A 23286-nucleotide genomic window follows, 5' to 3' on the forward strand; every position below is an offset into this window, starting at 1 on the left:
CCACGTCTTCTACCCCGAGGCGACCGCCGCCCGCTGCACCGCCGGCAGCGCCGCCTCGACGGCGGCGTACGTCGCGCCGTGGTCGGCCAGGACCTCGGCCGGGATGCCGCGGGCCGCGGTGAGGGCGAGCAGGATGTGCTCGTCGCCGATGGCCTTGTCGCCACGCCCCGTGGCCACCCTGAGGGAGTGCTCCAGCACGTTCTTGGCGTCCCCGTCGAAGCGCGTACGGCCCTTCCACCACGACCGCGGCCTGGCCAGGGCCCCGCGGCCGTGGGCGGATTCGACGCGGTCGACGACCTCGGCGACGTCGATGCCGATCCCGGCGAGGGCCTCGGCGTCGGACCTGGTGAGCCCGCCCCGCCGCCGCGCCTCGTTCAGGTCCCGCTCGACGGCGCCGCGCCGCTCCTCGCTGTCGATGCCGGCCGCGGCGAGCACGACGGCCCCGGGGGTTCCGGATGCGGTGAGGAGCTGCCGGAGCAGGTGCTCGGTGGTGATGTACGGGTCGCCGGCCCGTTCCGCGCGTTCGGCTGCCCCGCGGACGAGGTCCTTGGCCGCCTTGGTGAACCGTTCGAACATCAGCGCCTCCCGTACTTCTTGTGTACCGCCTGCCGGCTGACCCCCAGCTCGGCCGCGACCTCCTGCCACGACCAGCCCTGCTGGCGCGCGCTGCGCACCTGCACGGCCTCCAGCTGCTCCAGCAGCCGCCGCAGCGCGGCGACGGCCCGGAGCCCCTCCCGGGGATCGGCGCCCCCGGCCCGCTCGGCAAGCTCGGTTGCATCACTCATGCCGTCAACCTACGTTGACATCGACCGCTTGTCAATCGTGGTTGACGAACCCGCACGGAACGCGCCCGTGGGCGGAGGGCACGGCAGCCCTCCGCCCACGGCCTTCACGGCACTTCCCCGACCTTGCTACTCCTCGCCGCAGTCGCCCTCGACCGCGCCAGTGGCGTACCGGATGCCGCCGAGCAGGTGGGTGCGGAAGTCGGGTTCGCTGTACGACTCCTTGGTGTGCCCCCCGCCGGTGTAGAACGCCCGGCCGCCCTCGTAGCTCTGGCACCAGGCGATGGGGTGGTCCTCGCCCATGGTGCCGCCCGAGTAGCTGGACTCGTTGAGGGTGGCGAGGACGTGGGCCTGCTCACGCGGGTTGGTGCGGTAGTTGTACCACTCGTCGGTACGCACCCACTCCCTGCCCAGGTGCTCGGTGGCGGGGTGGTGCCGGTCCTCGACCTCGACGGTCGCCTCCTGGATCGCGGGGTGGCCCTCGAAGTAGGCGCCCACCAGGCCGCCGTAGAACTCCCAGTCGTACTCGCTGTCGGCCGCGGAGTGGACGCCGACGTAGCCGCCGCCGGCGGCGACGTAGTCCTCGAACGCCTTCTGCTGGTCGGCGTCGAGGACGTCGCCGGTGGTGGAGAGGAAGACGACGGCCTCGTACTTCTCCAGGTTCTCCGCGGTGAACGCGCCGCCGTCCTCGGTGGCGTCGACGGCGAAGCCGTTCTCGGCCCCCAGTTCCTCGATGGCGGTGATGCCCTCGGGGATGGAGTCGTGCCGGAAGCCGGCGGTCTTGGAGAAGACGAGGACGTTCTCCTCGTCCTGGCCCGGGGCGCCGGTCGTGAACGTGAAGTCGTCGACGTCGAAGAGGAACTGACCGTCGGTGCCGGTGAAGACCAGGTGGAGCTTGGTGGTGCCCGCCGGGGCACCGGACAGGTCCGCCGTGACGTCCTCGAAGGTCTCCCAGTCGCCGGTCACCGGTACCTCGGCGGAGCCGAGGAGCCTGCCGTCGGGGGCGCCGGCGCGGACCTCCAGGGTGCCGCCGGCGCCGGCGGAGGAGACGCGGGCGGTGAGCCTGGCGGCGTCGGACAGGACGTACGGCTCGAAGGCGATCCAGTCGCCGTTGTGGATGTCGCCCACGGTCCTGCCGCCGTGGGCGGGGGCCTTGTCGTAGAGCCCGACCCCCTGGGAGTCGGTGTAGTGCTCGGCCTGCCGGTGCCGGGGCTGCGTGAGGGCGTTGTCCATGCCGGTCAGCGGGCCCAGGTCGCCGCTTCCGCCGTCCGTGTACTCGGCGGTGAAGCTGCCGAACAGGTTGGCGTGGGGGTCGTGCTCGCCGTCGGTGGTGGTCTGGATGGTGCCCGAGCAGCCGTTCTCCGAGGTGATGTCGTGGGCGTGCGAGTCGTGCCCGACGGCGTAGGTGACCTCCACCCGGGAGCAGTCGATCGCGGGGTCCTCCGCGTCGGTGACCGTGACCTCGAACGGGACGGCGTCGCCGAAGGAGAACAACTGCCCGTCCCGCGGCAGGTCCAGCGTCACCACCGGCGCGGTGTTGCCCACGGTGACCTTCACGTTGGCGGTGCCGGTCAGCCCACCGGGGTCGGTGACGGTGAGCGTGGCGTCGTAGGCGCCGTTCTCCTCATAGGTGTGCGCGGGGTTCGGCTCGTCGGAGGTGGCGCCGTCGCCGAAGTCCCAGCTGTACGTGAGGTCGGTGCTGTCGGGGTCCGAGGTGCCCGCGGCGGAGAACTGGACCGCGAGCGGCGCCTGCCCGGAGGTGACGTCGGCCGACGCCACGGCGATCGGCGAGCGGCCGCCGCTGATGTGCTCGATCCGGTACAGGGCGGAGTTGGCGTCGCCGCTGCCCCAGCCGGTGCCGTAGTCCAGCACGTACAGCGCGCCGTCGGGGCCGAAGGCCATGTCCATCACCTGGGTGCCCGACCACGGGAAGTCGTTGATGGACTGCACGGTGCCGTCGTCGCCCTGCTCGATCCGCTTGATCCACCGGCGGCCGAACTCGCCGGCGAAGAAGTCGCCCTCGAACTCCGCCGGGAACTTCACCGCCGACTCCGGGTCGGCCTCCGCTTCGCGGTAGACCGGCCCGCCCATCGGCGACTCCGAGCCCTCGCCGAACTCCGGCAGCGAGCCGCCGTCGTACGGTATCCACGCGGGCTGGGCCGCCGGCAGCTCGGTGAGCCCGGTGTTGTGCGGCGAGTCGTTGACGGGGGCGGCGCAGTCGAAGGGCTGGCCGGAGGCGCCGGAGGCGAAGTCGTAGTCGGTGTACGGGTCGTTGTCGCCGACGCAGTACGGCCAGCCGAAGTTGCCCGCCCCGGTGACGCGGGCGAACTCCACCTGGCCCCCGGGGCCCCGGGCGGGGTCCGCTCCGCCGGCGTCGGGGCCGTAGTCGCCGACGTAGACGGTGCCGGTGCCCTTGTCGACGTTGATGCGGAACGGGTTGCGGAAGCCCATGGCGTAGATCTCGGGCCTGGTCTTCGCGGTCCCGGGCGCGAAGAGGTTGCCCTCGGGGATGTCGTACGAGCCGTCGGCGTTGACCTTGATCCGCAGGATCTTGCCGCGCAGGTCGTCGGTGCTGCCCGCGGAGCGCTGGGCGTCGAAGGCGGGGTTGCGGTCGGTGCGCTCGTCGATCGGGGTGTAGCCGTCGGACCGGAAGGGGTTGGTGTCGTCGCCGGTGGACAGGTACAGGTTGCCCTCGTCGTCGAAGTCGATGTCGCCGCCGACGTGGCAGCACTGACCGCGCGAGGTCTCCACGTCGAGGATCGTCTTCTCGCTGCCCTTGTCCAGCGTGCCGTTCTCGGCCAGCCGGAAGCGGGAGAGGCGGTTGACGCCCTCGAAGGGTGCGAAGTCGGCGGCGGTTCCCGTCTCCGGCGCGTCGCCGGCCGGGGTGTCGAGCGGCGGGGCGTAGTACAGGTAGATGAAGCGGTTCTGCTCGAAGCCGGGGTCGACCCCGACGCCCTGCAGGCCCTCCTCGTCGTGGCTGTAGACGTCGAGCCTGCCCGCGACGGTGGTGGTGCCGTCGGCGTCCGTCAGCCGCAGTTCGCCGTTTCGCGACGTGTGCAGCACGGAGCGGTCCGGGAGCACGGCGAGCGACATCGGCTCGCCCGTGTCGGCCACCCCCTTGGCGAGGGTGACCTGCTGGAACTCGGCCGCCGCCGCTTGGTCCCGGCCTTCGCTGGCCTGACTGGCCGTCGCGCCCAGCCAGTTGACGGAGGCCGCCAAGAGGCCGGCGACCAGGGCGATGGCCCCGCCGGCTCTTCTCTTCTGCACCTGAATCTCTCCTATGGGGGGTGGGTGTGTACGTCCGGTGGCGTCGGCCCTCCCCGGGGGGGGGGGGGACGGCAGCGGAGGACGCCGCGGGCGCGAGGAGCCGGGGCCGCCGGGGCGGTGCCGCCGTCAGCGGCTTGCCCAGAGCAGGCCCCGTTCGGTGAGGGTGCGCACGTACGGGCTCGTGAAGTCGTGCGGGTCGCGGCCGACGGTGGAGACGAAGACGCGTCCCTTGCCCCAGGTTCTGGTCCATACCGCGGGGATGGCGGCCGGCCGGTGCCGCGTGTCGTCGGGGTCGACGGTGACGGTCGCGAGGACGTTGTTCAGGGGGTCGTTCAGGGTCCAGCACAGGTCGGTGTCCACGTCGAAGTCGTCCAGTCCGGCGATGACCGGGTGGTCGGCGTGGTCGGGCGCCAGGTGGACGCGGTGCGGACCGGGGTCCGGCGGGTGCATGACGAACTTCCCGCCGGTCATCAGCTGGTAGTCGAGGTCGTCGCGGAAGGCGTCGACGACGCCGCCGTGCCAGCCGGCGAAGCCCGTCCCCGCCCGGACGGCCGCGATCAGCCCGGCGGTCTCCCCGAAGGTGATGTCGCCCTGCCGCCAGCACTGGACGATCAGGTCGGTCGCCAGCAGCAGGTCGTCGTCCTCGTAGACCTCCAGCGAATCCTCGACCAGGACCTCGAAGCCGTGCTCGCGGAGGAACGGAAGGAACAGGTTCGTCGTCTGCACCGGACGGCTGCCGTCGCAGCCGCCGCGCACCACCAGAGCCCGCCGCCGTTCGGAGGTCATGAGCCGCTCACCCTCCCCCACTAAAAAAATTTCGCAACCTTTGTCGTACGCACGGACAATAGAAACCGCCCGTGGCGGCCGTCAAGGCGTCGCGCACGGGCGATACGAAGAAGTTTTCGGGACCGGGGCGGGAGGCCGCGCGGGGCGGGTCAGCGGCGGACGGCGGTGCTGTCGCGTACGACCAGGGTCGTCGCCAGCTCGACGCGGGGGCTCTCCAGCTCGTCGCCGTTCATCAGCCGCAGCAGCGTGCGCAACGCGCTGCCGCCCATGTCCTTGAGAGGCTGGCGCACCGTCGTCAGCGCCGGCGCGACCCAGCGCGCCTCGGGCAGGTCGTCGAAGCCGACGATGCTGACGTCCGCAGGCACCCGCAGCCCCGCCTCGGCGAGGGCCTCGTACCCGCCGATGGCCATGTGGTCGGAGCAGATGAACAGCGCGGTCGGCGGCTCCGGCGCCGCGAAGAGCGTCCGCACCTGCTCCGCGCCGCTCGCCCGGTCGTACGACCCGTGCCTGATCAGCTCGGGCAGCACCTCCACGCCGGCCGCCGCCATGGCGGAGCGGTAGCCGGCGGTGCGCGCGCGGGCGTAGAGGTGGTGCGGGGGGCCGGTCACCAGCGCGATGCGCCGGTGCCCGCGGTCGAGCAGGTGGGTGGTCGCCTCGTAGGCGCCGGCCCAGTTGGTCGTGCCCACCGAGATCACGTCGGGCGGCGGGTCGCTGAGCGGGTCGATGACGACGATGGGGACCTGCGCCTGCCGCAGCCGGGCGAGCTGGTCGGGGGCGGGCTCGATGAGGCCGAGCACGACGCCCGCGCCGTCCCGCTCCAGCACGCGGTCCACCCAGTCCTGCGCGGCGTGGTTGTTCGCGGTGGCGCCCTGCCGGGCCACGGAGATCACCACGTGCACGCCGGCCTCGTACGCGGCCGCCTCAAGACCGCTCGCGACGCTCGCCGGCCAGGACCCGTCGAGGCCGTTCATCACGAGGTCGACGGAGCGCACGTCGGGTTCGTGCAGGGAGGCGCCGCGGCGCCGGTACCGGTGCTCGCGCAGGGCGGAGTCGACCTTGGCGCGGGTGTCGCGCGACACGTCGTCCCGGCCGTTGAGGACCTTGGAGACGGTGGAGACCGACACGCCGGCCGTCTCGGCGATCTGCGCGAGCGTGGGTCGCGGCATCCTGGTACGGGTCACGATCCCTTCACTGCCCTGCCGACAAACTTTCGGAACACTCCGGTGCCCAGCACGGTACTTTTTCTCGTCCGCCCTGCCATCCGCACCCTACTCGACTCCCCCCCACTCCGGCCACGGGTCCGCTCCTGCCAGGGATGTTGACGGTCCGGGACGGGCCCGCCTAGCTTCCGTACCGCCGCTTCGAAAGTTTTCTGCCTGTTCGTGCAGGCACGAGGGAGATGCCATGCCGTCGCCGAAGCCACCGACCGCCCTGCGCGTCACCGTCTGGGGCGAAGGCCTCCACGAGCAGCGGGACGCCGGCGTCGCCGAGCGGTACCCGGACGGCATGCACGGTGCCGTCGCCCAGGGGATCGCGGAACACCTGGGCGAGGCGGCCGTGCTGCGCACGGCGACGCTGGCGGAGCCCGAGCACGGGCTGACCGAGGAGGTGCTCGCGGAGACGGATGTGCTCACCTGGTGGGGGCACCTGGCCCACCGGGAGGTCTCCGACGAGGTGGTCGAGCGGGTACGCCGGCGGGTGCTCGCCGGCATGGGCCTGATCGCGCTGCACTCCGCCCACTGGTCGAAGATCTTCACCCGGCTGATGGGCACCACCTGCACCCTGCGCTGGCGCAGCGTGGGCGAGCGCGAGCTGGTCTGGACGGTCGACCCGGCCCACCCCATCGCCGCCGGGGTGCCGCATCCGATCGTGATCGAGCAGCAGGAGATGTACGGGGAGTTCTTCGACATCCCCGTGCCCGACGAGCTGGTCTTCATCAGCTCCTTCAGCGGCGGCGAGGTCTTCCGCAGCGGCTGCACCTTCCGGCGCGGGCACGGCAGGATCTTCTACTTCGGCCCCGGTGACCAGGACTATCCCGTGTACCACCACCCGGATGTACGCCGTGTCATCGCCAACGCCGTCCGCTGGGCCGCCCCGCGCGGCGGCGGCGCCAAGCCCCGGCTGGAGCACAGCGACACCGGCTGGTGGGCCGCCGGCGGCGACGAGCAGCCGTGAGGGGCGGGCGTCAGGGCGTCAGGGCGTCAGGGCGTCAGGACCACCTTGCCGAAGAGGTCGCCGCCGGCCATCTTCGCGAACCCCTCCGGCGCCCGGTCCAGCGGCAGCACCGTGTCGATCACCGGCCGTACGCCCTTCGCCGCGCAGAAGTTCAGCAGGCCGGCCAGCTCCTCCTTGCTCCCCATCGTCGAGCCGACGACCTTCAGCTCCAGGAAGAAGATCCGCTGCAGCTCCCCCGCCGGCGGGTTCGGCCCGCTGGTCGCACCGGAGATCACCAGCGTGCCGCCGGGGCTCAGCGACTTCACGGAGTGGGACCAGGTCGCCGCGCCCACCGTCTCCAGCACCGCGTCGACCCGGCGCGGGAGCCGCGTGCCCGGCTCCACCGCGGCCTCGGCGCCGAGGTCCTCGGCGCGCCTGCGCTTCCCCTCGTCGCGGCTCGTGGCGTACATCCGCAGCCCGGCCGCCGCGCCGAGGACGATCGCGGCGGTGGCGACGCCGCCGCCCGCGCCCTGGACCAGGACGGAGTCGCCCGGGCGGACGCCCGCGTGGGTGAAGAGCATGCGGTACGCGGTGAGCCAGGCCGTCGGCAGGCAGGCGGCCTCCTCGAAGGTCAGCTCCTTCGGCTTGGGCAGGACGTTCCAGGCCGGGACGGCGACCTGCTCCGCGAACGTGCCGTGGTACCGCTCGGTCAGCAGCGACCGCGGCTCGTCCGGGCCCACCCCGTGGCCGGTCTGGCCGATGACGGAGTGGAGCACGACCTCGTTGCCGTCGGCGTCGACGCCGGCCGCGTCGCAGCCGAGGATCATCGGCAGGGCGTCCTCGCCGAGTCCGACGCCGCGCAGCGACCACAGGTCGTGGTGGTTGAGGGAGGCGGCTCTGACGTCGACGACGGCCCATCCGGGCGGGGCCTGCGGCGCCGGCCGCTCCCCCAACTCCAGGCCGTTCAGCGGCTCGTCGCGGTCGATGCGGGCGGCGTAGGCGGCGTACATGACCATGAAGTTACGCCGCGGGGCGGGGGCCGTACCAGCCCCCGCCCCGGCAAGCGAGCTTTCTCACCCTCCGGACGGCCGCGGGCCGCCCGTCAGAGCACCTTCGACAGGAAGGTCTTCGTCCGCGCACCCGCCTCCGGCGCGGCACCGGAGCCGCGGGAGAGCCCGGCCGGAAAACCGCCCCCTCCGCTTCCCGGCACCACCGCCCAGACTCCCCACCGACGCACCCGCCGCGCAGAGCGCAGCGTCACAGCACCTTCGACAGGAAGGTCTTCGTCCGCTGGTGCTGCGGGTTCGTCAGTACGTCGCGCGGGTGCCCCGACTCCACGACCGCGCCGTCGTCCATGAACACCAGCGCGTCTCCGACCTCCCGCGCGAACCCCATCTCGTGCGTGACGACGAGCATCGTCATGCCCGACTCCGCGAGGTCGCGCATCACGTCCAGCACCTCGCCGACCAGCTCCGGGTCGAGCGCCGACGTGGGCTCGTCGAAGAGCATCAGCTTGGGCTCCATCGCCAGCGCCCGCGCGATGGCGACGCGCTGCTGCTGGCCGCCGGAGAGCTGCGTCGGGTAGCCGCCCGCCTTGTCCGCGAGGCCCACCCGGTCCAGCAGCCGCATCGCGCGCTCCCGGGCCGTGGCCTTGGACTCCCGCTTGACCTGGACCGGCGCCTCCATGACGTTCTCCAGCGCGGTCATGTGCGGGAAGAGGTTGAAGCGCTGGAACACCATGCCGATGTCCCTGCGCTGGGCGGCGACCTCCTTGTCCTTCAGCTCGTGGAGCTTGTTGCCGTGCTGCCGGTAGCCGACGAGGTGGCCGTCGACGTAGAGCCGGCCGGCGTTGATCTTCTCCAGGTGGTTGATGCACCGCAGGAAGGTGGACTTGCCGGAGCCCGAGGGGCCGACGACGCAGAAGACCTCGCGCGGCGCGACCTCCAGGTCGACGCCCTTGAGGACGTGGGTGGGCCCGAAGGACTTGTGTACGCCCTCGGCCTTGACCATTGCCGTCATGGCGCCGCTCACCTCGTTCCCATCAGGCGCGGCCCGGAGAAGACACTGCGCCGGATCTTCTGCCACGGTGTCGGCGGCAGCTGGCGTACGGAGCCCTTGGCGTAGTGCCGCTCGATGTAGTACTGGATCACGCTGAACACGCTGGTCATCGCCAGATACCAGATCGCGACGACGATGTACATTTCCATCGGGTTCAGCCTGGTCGTGGAGATCTCGGTCGCCACGAAGGTCAGCTCGGTGTACTGGATCACCATCGCCAGCGACGAGGTCTTGAGCATGTTGATGAACTCGTTGCCCGTCGGCGGCACGATCACCCGCATCGCCTGGGGCAGCACGATGCGCCGCATCGTCTTGCCCTGGCTCATGCCGAGCGCGTGCGACGCCTCCGTCTGGCCCTCGTCGACCGACTGGATGCCGGCCCGTACGATCTCGGCCATGTACGCGGCCTCGTTCAGGCCGAGGCCGAGCAGCGCCGCCATGAACGGCGTCATGACGTCGGTCATCTCGTTCTTGTAGAACGGACCCAGGTTGAGGGTCTGGAAGACCAGGCCGAGGTTGTACCAGAGCAGCAGCTGCAGCAGCACCGGGGTGCCGCGGAAGAACCAGATGTAGAGGTTGGCGAAGGCCGAGGTCACCGGGTTGTCCGACAGCCGCATGATCGCGAGCACGATGCCGAGGACCACGCCGAGCAGCATGGCGAGCACGGTGACCAGCAGCGTTTTCCCGGCGGCTTCGATCACCCGGTCGGCGAACAGGTACTCGGGGACGTCGCCCCACTCGATGTCGGCGTTGGCGAAGGCGTAGACGAGCAGCCCGAGGAGCGCGAGGACGACCGCGGCGCTCACCCAGCGCAGCGGGTGGCGCACGGGGATCGCCCTGATCGCCTCGGGCGGCACCGCGGTGGCGGTGCCGGACTTCGAGGGCCCGGGCCCGGCCGGCTGCTTGTCGGCCGGGCCCGGTGAGGTCGGGTCGGTCACGGGAGGACTCTCTCTGGAACGGCTACGGGCGGTGGTTACTCATTGCCTCCGTTGATGGTGGCCTTGTCGACACCGCCGTTCTCGACGTTCCACTTCTCCAGCACCTTCTGGTACTCGCCGTTCTCGATGATCGCGTCCAGCGCCTCGGCGAGCGCGTCGCGCAGCTCGGGGTTGTCCTTGGAGACCGCGATGCCGTACGGGGCGGCGTCGATCTGCTCGCCGACGACCTCGAAGTCCTCGCCGCCGCCCGACTCTCGCGCGTTGTACGCGGCGACCGGGAAGTCGTTCAGGTCGGCGACGGCCCGGCCCTGCTTGACCTGCAGCAGCGCCTCGGTGTCCTTGGTGAAGGGCAGCGTCTCGATGGGCTTGTCGCACTTCTCGTTCTGCGCCTTGGCGATGTCCGCGCTGACGGTGCCCCGCTGGAAGGCGACGGTCTCGCCGCACAGGTCGTCGAGCGACGTGATGCCCTCGGGGTTGCCCTTCTGGACGAGGATGGAGACGCCGGCGGAGAAGTAGTCGACGAAGTCGACCTCGGCCTGGCGCTCCTTGTTGTCGGTCATCGACGACATGATGATGTCGAAGCGGCCGGAGTCCAGCGACGGGATCAGGTTGTCGAAGACGTTGTTCTGGAACTGGAACTCGACGCCCAGCTCCTCGCCGAGCGCGTTGGCGATGTCGATGTCCACGCCGGCGGGCTTGCCGCCCTGGTCGAACTCCATCGGGGCGTACGCGATGTCCGAGCCGACCTTGATCACGCCGGCGTCCTCGATGGCCTTCGGCAGCGCGCCGGGCGCCGTGCTCGCCGCGTCCTTGGTCTCGCCGCCGTCGCCGCCGTCGCCCCCGTCGTCGGTCTGGTCGCCGCAGGACGAGAGCACGAGTGCCCCCGCCGCGGCGAGTGCCCCGATGGCCACCAGTCGTGACTTGGCTGCTCCGGTGCGCCGGGTGCTGCGAGGGGTCATTGCGCGGTCCTCCTGCGGGGGTGAACGGGGGTCAGAAGTTCACGGCCCCGGACGCGACAGTTGGTGCGCCTGGGGCGGACGTCGACGGCTGCCGACGACGGCATCCTTGCATCCGGAAGTGATGCCTCAGGAACGCTGACGGGTCAAAATCCGATAACAGGTTCGGGAATGAGACGTAGGTCACGTTAATACATTACGGGGATACCCGTCCATACCCGACCTTTTCGCAGTATACAAACTTCCGCATGATTATGCGATTCGGCCTCGCTCACTCTCGCAAAGTGGCTCGCACGGGGTGCTCGGCGTCCTGTACAACGGACACTTACACCCCAAATCCGGGGCCCAGGGCGCGAGTGCGGCGCGCCCGGTGTCCGGGCCTCACCGTGGCCATGGCGCTCACTCCGCGGCCAGGCGGCCGGACACGTGCCCGCCCGCCCCTCGACCGAGAGGGGCGGTTCCTCTCTTTGTGACTGCGACTAAGGGGTCAACAACGTGGCAGCGGAGATCGTCAACCCTCCGAGCGGGACGGATACGTCCGACAGCCCAGACGATGATTACTTCGATCCGGCCTTCGCCCTGCACCGGGGCGGAAAGATGGCCGTCCAGGCGACCGTGCCGGTGGACGACAGGGACGACCTGTCACTCGCCTACACACCGGGCGTCGCCAAGGTCTGCACCGCAATCGCCGAGCAGCCGGAACTGGTGCACGACTACACCTGGAAGTCCCAGGTCGTCGCCGTCGTCACGGACGGCAGCGCGGTCCTCGGCCTCGGCGACATCGGCCCCGAGGCGTCCCTCCCCGTGATGGAGGGCAAGGCCATCCTGTTCAAGCAGTTCGGCGGCGTGGACGCGGTCCCCGTCGCACTGGACTGCCGCGGGGTCGACGAGATCGTCGAGACCGTGGTGCGGCTGGCGCCCTCGTTCGGCGGGGTGAACCTGGAGGACATCTCCGCCCCCCGCTGCTTCGAGATCGAGCGCAGGCTGCAGGAGCGCCTCGACATCCCGGTCTTCCACGACGACCAGCACGGCACCGCCGTCGTCACGCTCGCCGCCCTGCGCAACGCCGCGAAGCTCAGCGGCCGGCCCCTCGGCGCGCTGCGCGCGGTGATCTCCGGGGCCGGCGCGGCCGGCGCGGCGATCGCGAAGATCCTGGTGGAGGCCGGTATCGGCGACGTGGTGGTCGCCGACCGCAAGGGCGTCGTCTCCGCGGACCGCGAGGACCTGACCGACGCCAAGCGGGAGCTGGCCGGGCTGACGAACCGCGAGGGGCGTACCGGCTCGCTGGAGTCGGCGCTCGCGGGCGCGGACGTCTTCATCGGCGTCTCCGGCGGTACGGTCCCGGAGCGGGCGGTGGCGACGATGGCGGAGGGCGCGTTCATCTTCGCCATGGCCAACCCGAACCCGGAGATCCACCCGGACGTGGCGCACAAGTACGCGGCGGTCGTCGCCACGGGCCGCAGCGACTACCCGAACCAGATCAACAACGTGCTCGCGTTCCCCGGCATCTTCGCCGGGGCGCTGCAGGTGCGCGCCTCGCAGATCACCGAGGGCATGAAGCTGGCGGCGGCGGCCGCGCTGGCGGACGTGGTCGCGGGCGAGCTGAGCCCGGAGTGCGTGATCCCGTCGCCGTTCGACGAGCGGGTGGCGCCGGCCCTCACACGCGCGGACGCCGCGGCGGCGAGCGCGGACGGCGTGGCGCGGCGGTAGCCGCCCCCGGCGGGGCCGTCCGGCAGTGCGCCGGGCGGCCCCGCTCTGCGCCGTGCCGTGCCGTCAGGCCGCGGCCCGGCCCTCCGGCGCCCTGCGCCGCATCCCGGCGTGCAGGATCGCCGGCGGGTCGTACGCCATGTCCAGCCGGCCGACCTCCGTGCCCGGCGGCACGAGGGCGTCGATCTCGTCCAGCACGTCGTCGCCGAGCGTCGTCCCGGCGCCGGCGAGCAGGTCGTCGAGCTGCTCCATGGTGCGCGGCCCGATGATCGCGGACGTGACGCCGGGGTGGGAGACCACGAAGGCCAGCGCCATGTGCGTCAGCGACATGCCCGCCTTCTCGGCGAGCGGCAGCAGCCGCTCCACGACGTCGAGCCGGCGCTCGTCGCCGAGGTACCGGAACCCGTAGCTGCCGCGGTGGGTGTCCGGTTCCTGGCCCTTGCGGTAGCGGCCGGTGAGCATGCCGCCGGCCAGCGGGCTGTACACCAGCGTGCCGATCCCGTAGCGCTCGCAGACAGGCAGCACCTCGCGCTCGATGACGCGGTCGAGGATCGAGTACTGCGGCTGCTCGGTGCGGAACCGCACCAGGCCGCGCCGCTCGGCGGCCCACTGCGCCTCGACCAGGTCGGACGCGGGGAACGCGGAGGTGCCGATGGCCCGCACCTTGCCCGCGCGCACCAGGTCGGTGAGGGCGGAGAGGGTCTCCTCGACGTCCGTGTCCGGGTCCGGCCGGTGGACCTGGAACAGGTCGACGTGGTCGGTCCCGAGCCGGCGCAGCGAGTCCTCCAGCGCGCGGACCAGCCAGCGGCGGGAGCTGCCCCGCCGGTTGGGGTCGTCGCCCATGGGCAGGTGCGCCTTGGTGGCGAGCACCACGTCGTCGCGCCGGCCGCCCCTGAGGGCCTTGGCGACGATCTCCTCGGACTCGCCGCGGCCGTAGGCGTCGGCGGTGTCGACGAAGTTGACGCCCGCGTCCAGCGCCTTGTGGATGATGCGGACGGAGTCGTCGTGGTCGGGGTTGCCCATGGCGCCGAACATCATCGCGCCCAGGCAGTAGGGGCTGACCTTGATCCCGGTCCGGCCCAGCGTGCGGTACTGCATGGCTCTCCTCCTGCGTGGACTGCGGGTCGTACGCCCCGCTAGACTGAAAGCGGAACGCCGTTCAGTTTCCAACAATACGGAACGCTGTTCCGTTTTTGCAAGGGGGTCCCGCATGTCCGACCGCACCACGGAGGAGCCGGCCGCCGGCCGCCGCATGCGACCGGACGTCCGGCGCAGCCTCGACGCGCTGCTCGGCGCGGCGGCCGAGATCTTCGAGACGGAGGGGGTGGACGCGCCCATACGGCGCATCACGGCGAAGGCCGGGGTGGGGGCGGGGACCCTCTACCGCCACTTCCCGCAGCGCTCGGACCTCATCACGGCCGTCTTCCGCAAGGAGGTCGACGCCGCCGCCGACGCGGCCCCCGCCCTGGCCGCGGAGCACGAGCCGCTGGAGGCGCTGCGGGCGTGGCTGCACCGATTCACGCGGTTCATCGCCGCGAAGCAGGGCCTGAAGGCCGCGCTGCACTCCGGCGACAGCGCGTACGAGAGCCTGCCGGGGTACTTCCGGGACCGCTTCGTCCCCGCCCTGACACAGCTGCTGGACGCCGCCGCCGCGGCCGGCGACATCCGCTCCGACATACCGCCGTACGACCTGCTCCAGGCACTCAGCAGCATCATCGACCCCGACGACCCCGCGTACACGCGGCGCATGATCGAGCTGCTTGTCGACGGCCTCCGCTACCGCGCCTGACCCGGAGACCGCCGAACCCCGCGCGGCCGCTCAGCGCAGCGCCAGCACCGCCGCGTCGCGCGCCGAGGCCCAGATCGTGCGGGCCTCGGCGAAGCCCGCGGCGCGCAGGGTCTCCGCGTGCCAGGCGGGCGGCTGGACGTCGCCGTCGGCGTGGCCCTCGTTCGGGTCGTTCGGGTCGCCGAAGATCGCGAAGCGCTCCGCCGCGGGGCCGCCGAGCACCGGGTCCGCGGCGACGACGCGCCACCAGTCCGCCCAGTCCAGCACCCCTTCGGCCTGCTCGCGGTCCTGGCGCACCTTGTTCCAGTTGCGCACCGCCTCGTTGATGCCCGGGGTGGCCGGGTCGGGCATGTGGTCGGCGTTGACGAAGACGCCGCCCTCGCGGACCACGCCGGCCACCTGCCCGTACAGCGCGGCGAGCTGGTCGGAGAAGAGCCAGTGCAGCGCCGTGGAGGTGAGCACCGCGTCGTACATGGCGTGCGGCAGCCGCGCCGTCCAGTCGGGCTTGGCCAGGTCGGCGGTGACGAACTCCGCCCGCGGGTCGTCCGCGAAGGTGCCGCGCGCGATGGTGAGCAGCGCGGGGTCGAGGTCGACACCGGTGGTGCGCGCGCCGGGCAGCCGGCGCAGCAGCCGGGCGCTGATGCTGCCCGTACCGCAGGCCAGGTCGAGCACCCGGGGCTCGGGTCCCACGAGCGCCTCGACCGCGTCGAGCATCGCCTGGAAGCGCTCCTCGCGGTCCGGCATGTACCACTCCTGCTGCCGGTCCCAGCTCGCCTGCCAGCCCTGCCAGTCGGCGCCCACGGGCGTCGCGGCCTCGGTCGTTCCGGCCATTCCGGTCATCACTGCCTCCCCTACGTCAGCTGCGTAATACCCTCAATGCAGGGTCGTCCATTACGACCCCGCGGCGTCAGCATAAGTCGAGCCCGTAAGGACTGCAAGTGGAACTGGCCTATTACTCAGATATGGCCGTGCGCCTCGTCAACACCGAGGAGCCGGAGCGTGGCACGGACTCGCTGACCTCGCTGGACGCGGCCAAGGAACTCTTCCGGGACAGCGGCAACCTCACCCGGCGGGCCACCGACGCCGACGTCAGCCGGCTGCGCCAGGTGCGCGGACGGCTGCGGACGGTCTTCGAGGCCGCCGCCGAGGGCGACGAGGTGCGCGCGGTGGACATGCTCAACGCCCTGCTCATCGACTTCCCCGTCAGCCCGCAGGTCAGCGGGCACGACCTGCGGGACGAGGACGGGCGCCCCAAGTGGCACCTGCACATCGCCGAGCAGTCGGCGAACTCGGGGGCGGGCTTCGCCGCCGCGGCGTGCATGGGCCTGGCCGTGCACCTCACCGACCACGGCGTCGACCGCCTGGGCCTGTGCACCGCGCCGCCGTGCCGCAACGTGTTCCTCGACACCTCGACGAACCGCTCCCGCCGCTACTGCTCGGACCGCTGCGCCACCCGCGCGAACGTGGCGGCCTACCGCGCCCGGAAGCGCCAGGCCAGCGGCCGCACCGCCGACACGGCCCAGGAGACCGCCGCCGGCACCGACCGCACCGACCGCTGAAGGCCCGTGGGGGGCCGCAGCCGCACCAGCGCGCGGGCGACCACCAGTTCGTCGGGCACGGCGCCGAACTCCCGGCTGTCGTTCTCGACGAACCTGTTGTCGCCGAGCACCCACCAGCCGCCGTCGCGGCGCTCCACCACCCGCTTCACGATCAGCAGGTCCTGCTGGAACGGATGGCGCACCACCGCGACGTCACCGCGGCGCACCGCCGACCCGTACTGCACGAGCAGCTGATCCCCCGGACGCAGCGTCGGCACCATCGACGGACCGTCGACCTCCGCGAGGCCGAGGCGCTGGAGCCCTCGGCGCTCGGCGTCGTGCCTGCGCTCGTTCACCTGGCCCTGCATCGGGCATGCACCTCCGGCCTGTCGTCCACAAGGCCCAGCCTTCCACTGGACTTTTGACCTAAGCCCTCCGGGGCACTCGCGAATTTTCGTTCCCCACGGAGTAATGTCCCACCTGGAAGACGATCACGAGGAAGGACGGCTGCTTTCCCATGTTTGCTCGGTTTACTCGCCTGTTCGCCCCCAAGGTGACGGTCAGTGCTCACTGCGACCTCCCCTGCGGCGTCTACGACCCGGCCCAGGCTCGCATCGAGGCCGAATCGGTCAAGGCCATCCAGGAGAAGATGCAGAGCAACGACGACCCGCACTTCCAGGCGCGGGCCACCACCATCAAGGAGCAGCGCGCGGAGCTTGCCAAGCACCACGTTTCGGTGCTGTGGAGCGACTACTTCAAGCCCCCGCACTTCGAGAAGTACCCTGAGCTGCACAAGCTCGTCAACGAGACGCTCAAGGCCCTGAGCACCGCCAAGGGGTCCACCGACCCGGCCACGGGCCAGAAGGCGCTGGACTACATCGCCCAGGTCGACAAGATCTTCTGGGAGACCAAGCAGGGCTGAGCCCGGAGAACCCACCGCGGACACCCCGTGGACACCGGTGCGCCCGCACCGTCCGTGACGGTGCGGGCGCACGCGGGTCCGGGCCGCCGCCGGGCGGATTCGCGGATTCCCCCGCTTCTCTGGCAGTTCCCTGCTAGGACCCTGCCCGTTGATAACTTCTTGCTACCGCGGCCTCGTCGTCACTGCTTCTTCCGCAGACCGGCGAGCGCCGCCTCCGTCTCCGCCTTCAGCATCCGCTCCACCTCGTCGTAGGACGGCGGCTCGGCGGAGTCGGTGCCGCCGCCGTAGTAGCTCCAGTCCATCTCGTAGGTGAACCAGCCGTCGCGTACGGCCAGGCTCATCGAGCGGCTGCCGCTGTCGCCGCCGCCGTCCTCCGTGACGAGGAACGCCTCCTCGCCCAGTCCGTTGACGGGCTCGGTCCGGTACTCGTAGTCCTCGTTCGAGCGGTCCTCGAAGCCCTTGTACGTCGCGGCGAACTCGCCGGTGGGGTCGGACGCCTCGTGCCAGACGGCGCTGCTGGAGAGGTACGAGCTGGAGTAGTCGGACGAGTCGCCCTCCCGGTCCGTCAGGTTCCAGCTGCAGAAGCTCTGGTCAAGACCCTCCTGCCGCGAGCCCCAGCCGTTGGCGTCCTCGGCGCTCTCGGCGGTGTCGTAGCGCTCGTCGAACGCCTCCAGCCCGGTGGTCCCGCAGAGGTCCTTCTCGAACCCGTAGCCGAGGACCGCCTCGGGCTCCTCGGCGGAGTCGAACCCGCCGGTCGCGAAGAGCGCGCCCGCCCACACCGCGGAGGCGACGACCACGCCGCCGACGCCCCACAGCCAGCCCGGCACGGACTTCTTCTCCGCGGTGCCGAACGGCGGCGCGCCCGGCGGCTGGCCGGCGGGCTGCCCCGGGGGCGCGCCGGGCGGCTGGCCGGGAGGCGTGCCCGGGGGCTGGCCCGTGACCGGGATGCCCGCGGGCATCGTCGGCTGGGCGTACGGGTACTGCTGCGGCACCGAGCCCTGGGGCTGCTGCTGAGCGTAGGGGTTGGGGTTGTTCTGCTGGTACGGGTTCGGCGGCGGCTGCCCGGGCGGCGGTATCGACATGTGCGCAATGTACCGTCCGGCGGGCCGGGTGCCGAGCCGCGATCGGGCCGCGTACACGTGTGCCCGCCGGCCCGTCCGGCCGGGCCGGGACGGCCGCCGCGGCGGGGGCGCGTCAGCGCAGCCGGGCGGCGCGCAGCTGCAGGTAGCGCTGCTCGGGCACGCTCAGCGTGCGCTCCGCCGCACGTCCGTACGCCTCCCGCGCCGCCGCCGTCTCCCCCGCCAGCTCCAGCAGGTGGGCCCGTACGGCGTCGAGGCGGTGGTGCTCCGCGAGCTGCGGTTCGTCCGCGAGGCTGGCCAGCAGGTCGAGCCCGGCCCGCGGGCCGTCGGCCATCGCCACGGCCACCGCCCGGTTGAGGCTGACGACGGGGCTCGGCGCCAGCCGCTCCAGCAGGTCGTACAACCCGAGGATCTGCCGCCAGTCGGTGTCCTCGGAGCGCTCCGCCTCGTCGTGCACGGCGGCGATGGCGGCCTGCACCTGGTACGGGCCGAGGGCGGCGGTCGTCAGCGCGCGGCTGACCAGCGCGACGCCCTCCTCGATCTGCGCGCGGTCCCAGCGCCCGCGGTCCTGCTCGTCGAGCGGCACCAGCGCGCCGCCCGGCCCGCTGCGGGCGTCCCGGCGGGCGTCGGTGAGCAGCATCAGCGCCAGCAGCCCGGCCGCCTCGCCGCTGTCCGGGGCCAGGGTGTGCACGGCACGGGCGAGGCGGATCGCCTCGGCCGCCAGGTCGGCGCGGCGCAGGGCGGCGCCGGAGGTGGCGGTGTAGCCCTCGTTGAATATCAGATACAGCACGTGCAGCGCGGCGGCGAAGCGCCCCGGCAGCTCGGCGGGCTCCGGCCGCCGGAAGCGGGCGCCCGCGTCCTTCAGGGTCTTCTTCGCCCGGCTGATCCGCTGCGCCATCGTCGCCTCCGGCACCAGGAAGGCGCGGGCGATCTCCGCGGTTGTCAGACCGCCGACCGCGCGCAGCGTCAGCGCGATGCGGGACGGCCGGGTGAGCGCGGGGTGGCAGCACAGGAGCAGCAGGGTGAGCGTGTCGTCTTCCGCGGGGTGGCGCGCCTCCCCCGGCGGCGGCGCGCGGAAGGCGTCGCGGGGCGTCAGCGCGGCGGCGGTCTCCTCGCGGCGGCGCCGGGCCTCCTCGCTGCGCAGCTCGTCCGTCAGCCGGCGGGAGGCGACGCGGATCAGCCAGCCGCGCGGGTTGTCCGGCACGCCCTGCTCCGGCCACCGGCCGGAGGCGGCCAGCAGCGCCTCCTGGACGGCGTCCTCGGCGGCGTCGAAGTGCCCGTACCGGCGTACGAGCGCGCCGAGGACCTGCGGCGCGTGGCGGCGCAGCAGGTCCTCGACAGGGGCGCTCACTTGTCCGGCGCCCCCTCCTGGATGGGGCGGATCACGATGTCGGAGGCCGGGGCGCCCGCCGGCACAGGGCACTCGTAGACGCGCTTGGCGATCTCGGTGACGCGCTCGTCGCTGGCGCAGTCCAGCACCCAGTAGCCCGCGAGGACCTCCTTGGTCTCGCCGAACGGGCCGTCGGAGACGACGGCTGCGCCGTCCGCGCCGCCGGTGACGACGATGGCCTGCTTGGGCGGGGTGAGACCCTGGCCGTCGACCAGCTCCCCGGACTCGGCCAGGTCGTTGTTGACCGACTCCATGTGCTGGAACATCGCCTGCAGGTCCTTCTCGCCCCAGGCGGGGTGGCCCGCGGAGCCCTTGCCGTTCATGGCGTCGTAGTCGGCCTGCGAACCGTAGATCATCACCAGGTACTTCATGGTTCCCACTTCCCGTGTACGCGGCACCCGGTGCGGGCGCCTCTCACAGGAGACGTCGGGGCCGGCCGGCACTTCTCGACATCATCCGCCAAAGATTCTTGCGGGAATTCTCCGCGCCCGCCCGTTCTCTCCGGACGGAATGCGGCGTAATCTCGATTACATGATTACAGCACAGGACACGGACGAGCTACGAGGATGGATCACCGGGCGGCTGCCCGACGGTCTCTACGCCTCGCCGGTCGAGGTCACGGTCGACCGGGAGGAGATCTGCGTCGTCGGCGCGATCCCCGAGCCCGCGGGGCTCGGGAAGGACGTGACCGGCGCCGAGCGCGACGCGGCGCTGGACGGGCGCATCGCCGAGTTCCGCGAGCGCACCCGCAAGGAGCGGATGGCGGTGGCGCGGGCCGCGGAGCGGCGCTACCGCAGGAAGGTCTCGTGGGGCGCCGAGTGCGGCGGCCGGCGGGAGGTCTTCACGAACGTCTCCGCGCCGGTGATGACCCGGCTGCGGCAGCCGCAGCGGCAGGTGCTCGACACCCTCATCGAGGCCGGGGTGGCACGCAGCCGCAGCGACGCGCTCGGCTGGTGCGTACGGCTGGTGGAGACGCACGCGGACGACTGGCTGCGGGAGCTGCGGGACTCGCTGGCGCACGTGCGGCACGTACGGGCGCAGGGCCCGGACCGGGACGGCGAGCCGGCGGACGCGGAGGGCGGGGCATGAGCGAGGGCACCCCGAGCCCGTACGAGTGGGCCGGCGGAGACGAGGCGTTCCAGCGGCTGACCGCGGTTTTCTACGGGCACGTGCGCAAGGACCCCGTCCTGGCGCCGGTGTTCGCGCACATGGACGACGAGCACCCCGCGCACGTGGCGACGTTCCTCGCCGAGGTGTTCGGCGGCCCCGCACGCTACAGCGCGGAGCACGGCGGGCACGACCACATGGCGCGCATGCACCTCGGCCGGCACATCACCGAGGAGCAGCGCAGGCGCTGGGTGTCGCTGCTGATGGACAGCGCCGACGAGGCGGGGCTGCCCGCCGACCCGGAGTTCCGGGCGGTGTTCTCCTACTACATCGAGTGGGGCACGCGGATGGCGATCGTCTACTCCGGCGACGACCCGCCGCCCACGGCGGGCCCGATGCCCACGTGGGACTGGGGGCAGACGCCGCCGTGGCGGCCGGGCGGCTGAGCGGCTGAGCGCGGGCGGGCGCGGCAGGGGGCAACGGGCCCCGGTGGTCTGGACATTGGCACACGCGGTCGGATAAACAGGGTGCCCGTTGCACTTTCGTACACGGAGCAGCGTGACGAACCCCCCACAACCCGCACCGTGAGAGGACCGTTATGCGACCTGGGCCCCGTGTGCACGTCTCCCGGCGGACCGCGCTCAAGGCCGGCGCCGGCGCCGCGCTCGCCGCCGGCGGGGGCGGCGCGCTGTACCTCGGCAACGGCGTCGCCGCCGCCGGCGGCGGCGACGCGCTGCGCAGGACGGCCGACGACCCGTCGTACGTCATCGGCACCGCGGACTGGGGCGCCCGGCCGCCCGCCGGCCGCGTCTCCGTCTCGTCCGGCACGACCACGAAGATCGTCGTCCACCACACGGCCTTCCCGAACACCACGGACTACTCGTACGGGGCCGCCCTCTTCCTGGCCCGCCGGATCCAGGACCTGCACATGGACGGCAACGGCTGGATCGACAGCGGCCAGCACTTCACGATCAGCCGCGGCGGGTACGTGCTGGAGGGCCGGCACCGCAGCCTGGAGGCGCTGGCCGACGGCGGCTACCAGGTCGTCAGCGCGCACGCGGTCGGCGAGAACACCCGCGGCATCGGCATCGAGAACGACGGCCACTACGTCAACGACACCCCGCCGGCGGCCCTGCTGTTCTCGCTGCAGCGGCTGTGCGTGACGATCGGCACCCGGTACGGCCTCGGGGCGGACCGCATCTTCGGCCACTGGGACTTCAACGACACCCAGTGCCCGGGCGCGCTGTTCTACCGCGAGTTCCCGGCGCTGCGCCGGCAGGTGGCCCAGGTGCTCGGCCAGAGCCCGGACGAGATCCCCGCGCGCACCTGGCCCGACACGTACACGTCCAGCAAGGGCGGCACGGTCGAGATGGTGCAGCGCCTGCTGCGCGCGTACGGGTACGAGCTGGCGGCGGACGGCGTGTACGGGCCGGTGACGCTGGAGGCGGTGCACACCTTCCAGCGCACGATGGGGCTGCCGACGGCCGACGACGGCACGCTCGACAACGCCACGTGGGAGGCCCTGACGGTGCCGGTGAGCACGGGGCACAGCGGGGAGGCGGTGCTGGCGGTGCAGCAGATGCTGGTACGCAAGCTGCACCTGGAGCAGGCCACGGGCAGGTACGACGGGGCGACGACGGCGGCGGTGGCCGAGATGCAGGAGCTGCACGGGCTGCAGGCGACGGGGGCGATGGACGTGGCGACGTGGTGCGCGACGGCCGGCGGGGTCGTCCGCGAGGAGTTCACGACCGTGTGAGCGGGCGCTCGGCAGGGTCCGCCGCCGCGGCGGTCAGCTCTCCCGTATCGCGTAGCCGGCGAGGGACGGCTCCAGGAAGCCGAAGACGCGCTCGGCGGCGGTCGCGAGCGCGCCGGCCGCGCTGTCGGTGTCCTCACCGGCCATCGTCCGGCGGACGGTCTCGGCGAAGAGCACCCGGTGGGCGCCGCCGAGCTGCGCGGCGGCGGCCTGCGGCGTCATGTCGCCGTCCGCGGCGGCGGTCTCCTCGGCCAGCCGCTCGGCGAGGGCGGACTCCCGCAGCTCGTGGAACTCCCGCAGCCGGGCGGTGAGCGCGGGGCTCTCGACGATCATTCCGGTGAACTCCGGCCCCGCGAAGCCGATCACCGGGTCCCGCCGCTCGACCGCCGCGAGGAACTCGCGGCGCAGCGCGGCGAGCGCCGACTCCCCCACGGCCCGCTCGGCGACGGTGCGGGCGAGCGAGCCGACGAACTCCTCGCGGAGGTCGAGGGCCAGGTCCTCCTTGCGCGGGAAGTAGTTCGTGACGGTCATCTTCGCGACCTGCGCCGCCGCGGCGATCTCGGCGATGGTCACCGCCTCGAAGCCGCGGGCGAGGAAGAGGCCCGTGGCGGTGTCCGAGATCGCCTGCCGGGTCTGCTGCTTCTTCAGCTCGCGCAGCCCCGGCGGCTGCCGGGGCGGTGTCGTCGGTTCCTTCGCCATGCCTCCAGGATGCCATAGGTCGGGGCAAAATTTGTTCTTGACATGTTTTTGGGTTCGACATAAATTTGGGCCAGGTCGACGGAACCGGGGCGGGGCAGGACATCGCCCGGGGCGGAGCGGAGGAGGGGCCGGATGAGCGTGACGCAGACCGAGCGGGGGCGTGCCTCGGCCGATGCGGTGCGGGACTACCTGGACCGGATCGGCCGGATCCCGCTGCTGACCGCGGCGCAGGAGGTGGAGCTGGCCCGGCTCGTCGGCGAGGGTGCCCTCGCCGAGAGCCGGCTGGCCGCCGTGGCCGCCGTCGGCGGCGCAGAGGGTGCCGGGTCCGCCGGGCCGCGGGACGGCGCGGAGCGCGACCGGCTCG

General features: G+C 72.2%; 25 protein-coding genes. 9 read left to right on the forward strand and 16 right to left on the reverse strand.

What is annotated here, in order from left to right; translation table 11 throughout:
• Positions 1–9: 9 nt before the first annotated feature.
• The 5 genes from ABD317_RS14400 to ABD317_RS14420 form a co-directional block, all read right to left on the reverse strand.
• Positions 10–576: a Clp protease N-terminal domain-containing protein gene (locus tag ABD317_RS14400; RefSeq protein WP_344290386.1), complete on the reverse strand. Its 567-nt coding sequence runs from the start codon at positions 574–576 to the stop codon at positions 10–12.
• Positions 576–785 carry a helix-turn-helix domain-containing protein gene (locus ABD317_RS14405; RefSeq protein WP_344290387.1) on the reverse strand — a complete coding sequence of 70 codons (210 nt, stop codon included), beginning with the start codon at positions 783–785 and terminating at the stop codon, positions 576–578. The genes ABD317_RS14400 and ABD317_RS14405 overlap by 1 nt, the downstream gene beginning before the upstream one ends.
• A gap of 126 nt (positions 786–911) precedes the next feature.
• Positions 912–4055, reverse strand: coding sequence for a ThuA domain-containing protein (locus tag ABD317_RS14410; protein ID WP_425582367.1), 3144 nt, complete (start codon positions 4053–4055; stop codon positions 912–914).
• Positions 4056–4175: 120 nt separating this feature from the next.
• Positions 4176–4835 carry a ThuA domain-containing protein gene (locus ABD317_RS14415; protein ID WP_344290388.1) on the reverse strand — a complete coding sequence of 220 codons (660 nt, stop codon included), beginning with the start codon at positions 4833–4835 and terminating at the stop codon, positions 4176–4178.
• 149 nt (positions 4836–4984) lie between these two features.
• The gene (locus ABD317_RS14420; RefSeq protein ID WP_344290406.1) at positions 4985–6001 is read right to left on the reverse strand and encodes a LacI family DNA-binding transcriptional regulator; all 1017 of its coding nucleotides are present in this window, start codon (positions 5999–6001) and stop codon (positions 4985–4987) included.
• Between the two features lie 238 nt (positions 6002–6239).
• Here ABD317_RS14420 and ABD317_RS14425 point away from each other — a divergent pair, with 238 nt between their 5' ends.
• Positions 6240–7010, forward strand: coding sequence for a ThuA domain-containing protein (locus tag ABD317_RS14425; protein ID WP_344290389.1), 771 nt, complete (start codon positions 6240–6242; stop codon positions 7008–7010).
• Positions 7011–7036: 26 nt separating this feature from the next.
• On the opposite strand, the gene ABD317_RS14430 is transcribed toward ABD317_RS14425, so the two are convergent.
• From ABD317_RS14430 to ABD317_RS14445, 4 genes are all read right to left on the reverse strand, one after another.
• Positions 7037–7999, reverse strand: a complete 963-nt coding sequence (locus ABD317_RS14430) for a zinc-binding dehydrogenase (RefSeq protein WP_344290390.1) — start codon at positions 7997–7999, stop codon at positions 7037–7039.
• A 247-nt stretch (positions 8000–8246) separates the two neighbouring features.
• Positions 8247–9008: an amino acid ABC transporter ATP-binding protein gene (locus tag ABD317_RS14435; protein ID WP_344290391.1), complete on the reverse strand. Its 762-nt coding sequence runs from the start codon at positions 9006–9008 to the stop codon at positions 8247–8249.
• A gap of 8 nt (positions 9009–9016) precedes the next feature.
• Positions 9017–9985, reverse strand: coding sequence for an ABC transporter permease subunit (locus tag ABD317_RS14440; RefSeq protein WP_027753953.1), 969 nt, complete (start codon positions 9983–9985; stop codon positions 9017–9019).
• Positions 9986–10020: 35 nt separating this feature from the next.
• Positions 10021–10944, reverse strand: coding sequence for a transporter substrate-binding domain-containing protein (locus tag ABD317_RS14445; protein WP_027753954.1), 924 nt, complete (start codon positions 10942–10944; stop codon positions 10021–10023).
• A 492-nt stretch (positions 10945–11436) separates the two neighbouring features.
• On the opposite strand from ABD317_RS14445, the gene ABD317_RS14450 reads away from it, so the two are divergent.
• Positions 11437–12651, forward strand: a complete 1215-nt coding sequence (locus tag ABD317_RS14450; protein ID WP_344290393.1) for an NAD(P)-dependent malic enzyme — start codon at positions 11437–11439, stop codon at positions 12649–12651.
• 63 nt (positions 12652–12714) lie between these two features.
• Here the strand turns inward: ABD317_RS14450 and ABD317_RS14455 are convergent, their stop codons facing one another.
• Positions 12715–13746, reverse strand: coding sequence for an aldo/keto reductase (locus ABD317_RS14455; protein ID WP_344290394.1), 1032 nt, complete (start codon positions 13744–13746; stop codon positions 12715–12717).
• A gap of 112 nt (positions 13747–13858) precedes the next feature.
• Here ABD317_RS14455 and ABD317_RS14460 point away from each other — a divergent pair, with 112 nt between their 5' ends.
• Entirely contained in the window at positions 13859–14437 is a 579-nt protein-coding gene (locus tag ABD317_RS14460; RefSeq protein ID WP_344290395.1) for a TetR/AcrR family transcriptional regulator, read from the forward strand.
• 30 nt (positions 14438–14467) lie between these two features.
• Here the strand turns inward: ABD317_RS14460 and ABD317_RS14465 are convergent, their stop codons facing one another.
• A complete protein-coding gene (locus tag ABD317_RS14465) occupies positions 14468–15265 on the reverse strand; it encodes a class I SAM-dependent methyltransferase (RefSeq protein WP_344290407.1) in 798 nt (265 codons plus the stop codon).
• A gap of 131 nt (positions 15266–15396) precedes the next feature.
• On the opposite strand from ABD317_RS14465, the gene ABD317_RS14470 reads away from it, so the two are divergent.
• Positions 15397–15993: a CGNR zinc finger domain-containing protein gene (locus tag ABD317_RS14470; RefSeq protein ID WP_344290396.1), complete on the forward strand. Its 597-nt coding sequence runs from the start codon at positions 15397–15399 to the stop codon at positions 15991–15993.
• Here the strand turns inward: ABD317_RS14470 and sodX are convergent.
• Positions 15906–16340, reverse strand: coding sequence for a nickel-type superoxide dismutase maturation protease (gene sodX / locus ABD317_RS14475; protein WP_027753960.1), 435 nt, complete (start codon positions 16338–16340; stop codon positions 15906–15908). The two genes, ABD317_RS14470 and sodX, sit on opposite strands and share 88 nt — an antisense overlap.
• Before the next feature lie 149 nt (positions 16341–16489).
• Here sodX and sodN point away from each other — a divergent pair, with 149 nt between their 5' ends.
• Positions 16490–16894 (forward strand): superoxide dismutase, Ni, encoded by a 405-nt coding sequence (gene sodN / locus ABD317_RS14480; RefSeq protein WP_027753961.1) that lies wholly within the window; start codon positions 16490–16492, stop codon positions 16892–16894.
• A gap of 179 nt (positions 16895–17073) precedes the next feature.
• On the opposite strand, the gene ABD317_RS14485 is transcribed toward sodN, so the two are convergent.
• The 3 genes from ABD317_RS14485 to ABD317_RS14495 form a co-directional block, all read right to left on the reverse strand.
• Complete coding sequence (locus ABD317_RS14485; protein ID WP_344290397.1) at positions 17074–17976, reverse strand: hypothetical protein; 903 nt, start codon at positions 17974–17976, stop codon at positions 17074–17076.
• Positions 17977–18088: 112 nt separating this feature from the next.
• A complete protein-coding gene (locus ABD317_RS14490) occupies positions 18089–19324 on the reverse strand; it encodes an RNA polymerase sigma factor (RefSeq protein WP_344290398.1) in 1236 nt (411 codons plus the stop codon).
• Entirely contained in the window at positions 19321–19734 is a 414-nt protein-coding gene (locus ABD317_RS14495; RefSeq protein ID WP_344290399.1) for a YciI family protein, read from the reverse strand. The genes ABD317_RS14490 and ABD317_RS14495 overlap by 4 nt, the downstream gene beginning before the upstream one ends.
• Positions 19735–19894: 160 nt before the next feature.
• On the opposite strand from ABD317_RS14495, the gene ABD317_RS14500 reads away from it, so the two are divergent.
• The 3 genes from ABD317_RS14500 (at position 19895) to ABD317_RS14510 (ending at position 22226) form a co-directional block, all read left to right on the forward strand.
• On the forward strand, positions 19895–20452 hold the full coding sequence (locus ABD317_RS14500; RefSeq protein ID WP_344290400.1) for a hypothetical protein: 558 nt from the start codon (positions 19895–19897) through the stop codon (positions 20450–20452).
• Positions 20449–20916: a group II truncated hemoglobin gene (locus ABD317_RS14505; RefSeq protein WP_344290401.1), complete on the forward strand. Its 468-nt coding sequence runs from the start codon at positions 20449–20451 to the stop codon at positions 20914–20916. The genes ABD317_RS14500 and ABD317_RS14505 overlap by 4 nt, the downstream gene beginning before the upstream one ends.
• Positions 20917–21068: 152 nt before the next feature.
• The gene (locus ABD317_RS14510; RefSeq protein ID WP_344290402.1) at positions 21069–22226 is read left to right on the forward strand and encodes a peptidoglycan recognition protein family protein; all 1158 of its coding nucleotides are present in this window, start codon (positions 21069–21071) and stop codon (positions 22224–22226) included.
• 33 nt (positions 22227–22259) lie between these two features.
• On the opposite strand, the gene ABD317_RS14515 is transcribed toward ABD317_RS14510, so the two are convergent.
• Complete coding sequence (locus tag ABD317_RS14515; RefSeq protein WP_344290403.1) at positions 22260–22922, reverse strand: TetR/AcrR family transcriptional regulator; 663 nt, start codon at positions 22920–22922, stop codon at positions 22260–22262.
• Positions 22923–23054: 132 nt separating this feature from the next.
• Between ABD317_RS14515 and ABD317_RS14520 the strand changes: the two genes are divergently transcribed.
• On the forward strand, positions 23055–23286 hold a 232-nt coding region (locus ABD317_RS14520), incomplete at its 3' end, for a sigma-70 factor domain-containing protein (RefSeq protein WP_344290404.1).

Origin of the sequence: Streptomyces synnematoformans (assembly GCF_039531005.1) — a bacterium.
In the GTDB taxonomy this organism is placed as follows: Bacteria; Actinomycetota; Actinomycetes; order Streptomycetales; family Streptomycetaceae; genus Streptomyces; species Streptomyces synnematoformans.

Coding starts and splice junctions, on each gene's coding strand:
- ABD317_RS14425 (WP_344290389.1), top strand. CDS start 6,240: ATGCCGTCGCCGAAGCCACCGACCGCCCTGCGCGTCACCGTCTGGGGC.
- ABD317_RS14485 (WP_344290397.1), bottom strand. CDS start 17,976: ATGTCGATACCGCCGCCCGGGCAGCCGCCGCCGAACCCGTACCAGCAG.
- ABD317_RS14495 (WP_344290399.1), bottom strand. CDS start 19,734: ATGAAGTACCTGGTGATGATCTACGGTTCGCAGGCCGACTACGACGCC.
- ABD317_RS14505 (WP_344290401.1), top strand. CDS start 20,449: ATGAGCGAGGGCACCCCGAGCCCGTACGAGTGGGCCGGCGGAGACGAG.
- ABD317_RS14515 (WP_344290403.1), bottom strand. CDS start 22,922: ATGGCGAAGGAACCGACGACACCGCCCCGGCAGCCGCCGGGGCTGCGC.
- ABD317_RS14470 (WP_344290396.1), top strand. CDS start 15,397: ATGGCCGTGCGCCTCGTCAACACCGAGGAGCCGGAGCGTGGCACGGAC.
- ABD317_RS14400 (WP_344290386.1), bottom strand. CDS start 576: ATGTTCGAACGGTTCACCAAGGCGGCCAAGGACCTCGTCCGCGGGGCA.
- ABD317_RS14465 (WP_344290407.1), bottom strand. CDS start 15,265: ATGGCCGGAACGACCGAGGCCGCGACGCCCGTGGGCGCCGACTGGCAG.
- ABD317_RS14430 (WP_344290390.1), bottom strand. CDS start 7,999: ATGTACGCCGCCTACGCCGCCCGCATCGACCGCGACGAGCCGCTGAAC.
- sodX (WP_027753960.1), bottom strand. CDS start 16,340: ATGCAGGGCCAGGTGAACGAGCGCAGGCACGACGCCGAGCGCCGAGGG.
- ABD317_RS14500 (WP_344290400.1), top strand. CDS start 19,895: ATGATTACAGCACAGGACACGGACGAGCTACGAGGATGGATCACCGGG.
- ABD317_RS14415 (WP_344290388.1), bottom strand. CDS start 4,835: ATGACCTCCGAACGGCGGCGGGCTCTGGTGGTGCGCGGCGGCTGCGAC.
- ABD317_RS14435 (WP_344290391.1), bottom strand. CDS start 9,008: ATGACGGCAATGGTCAAGGCCGAGGGCGTACACAAGTCCTTCGGGCCC.
- ABD317_RS14405 (WP_344290387.1), bottom strand. CDS start 785: ATGAGTGATGCAACCGAGCTTGCCGAGCGGGCCGGGGGCGCCGATCCC.
- ABD317_RS14420 (WP_344290406.1), bottom strand. CDS start 6,001: ATGCCGCGACCCACGCTCGCGCAGATCGCCGAGACGGCCGGCGTGTCG.
- sodN (WP_027753961.1), top strand. CDS start 16,490: ATGTTTGCTCGGTTTACTCGCCTGTTCGCCCCCAAGGTGACGGTCAGT.
- ABD317_RS14455 (WP_344290394.1), bottom strand. CDS start 13,746: ATGCAGTACCGCACGCTGGGCCGGACCGGGATCAAGGTCAGCCCCTAC.
- ABD317_RS14510 (WP_344290402.1), top strand. CDS start 21,069: ATGCGACCTGGGCCCCGTGTGCACGTCTCCCGGCGGACCGCGCTCAAG.
- ABD317_RS14445 (WP_027753954.1), bottom strand. CDS start 10,944: ATGACCCCTCGCAGCACCCGGCGCACCGGAGCAGCCAAGTCACGACTG.
- ABD317_RS14460 (WP_344290395.1), top strand. CDS start 13,859: ATGTCCGACCGCACCACGGAGGAGCCGGCCGCCGGCCGCCGCATGCGA.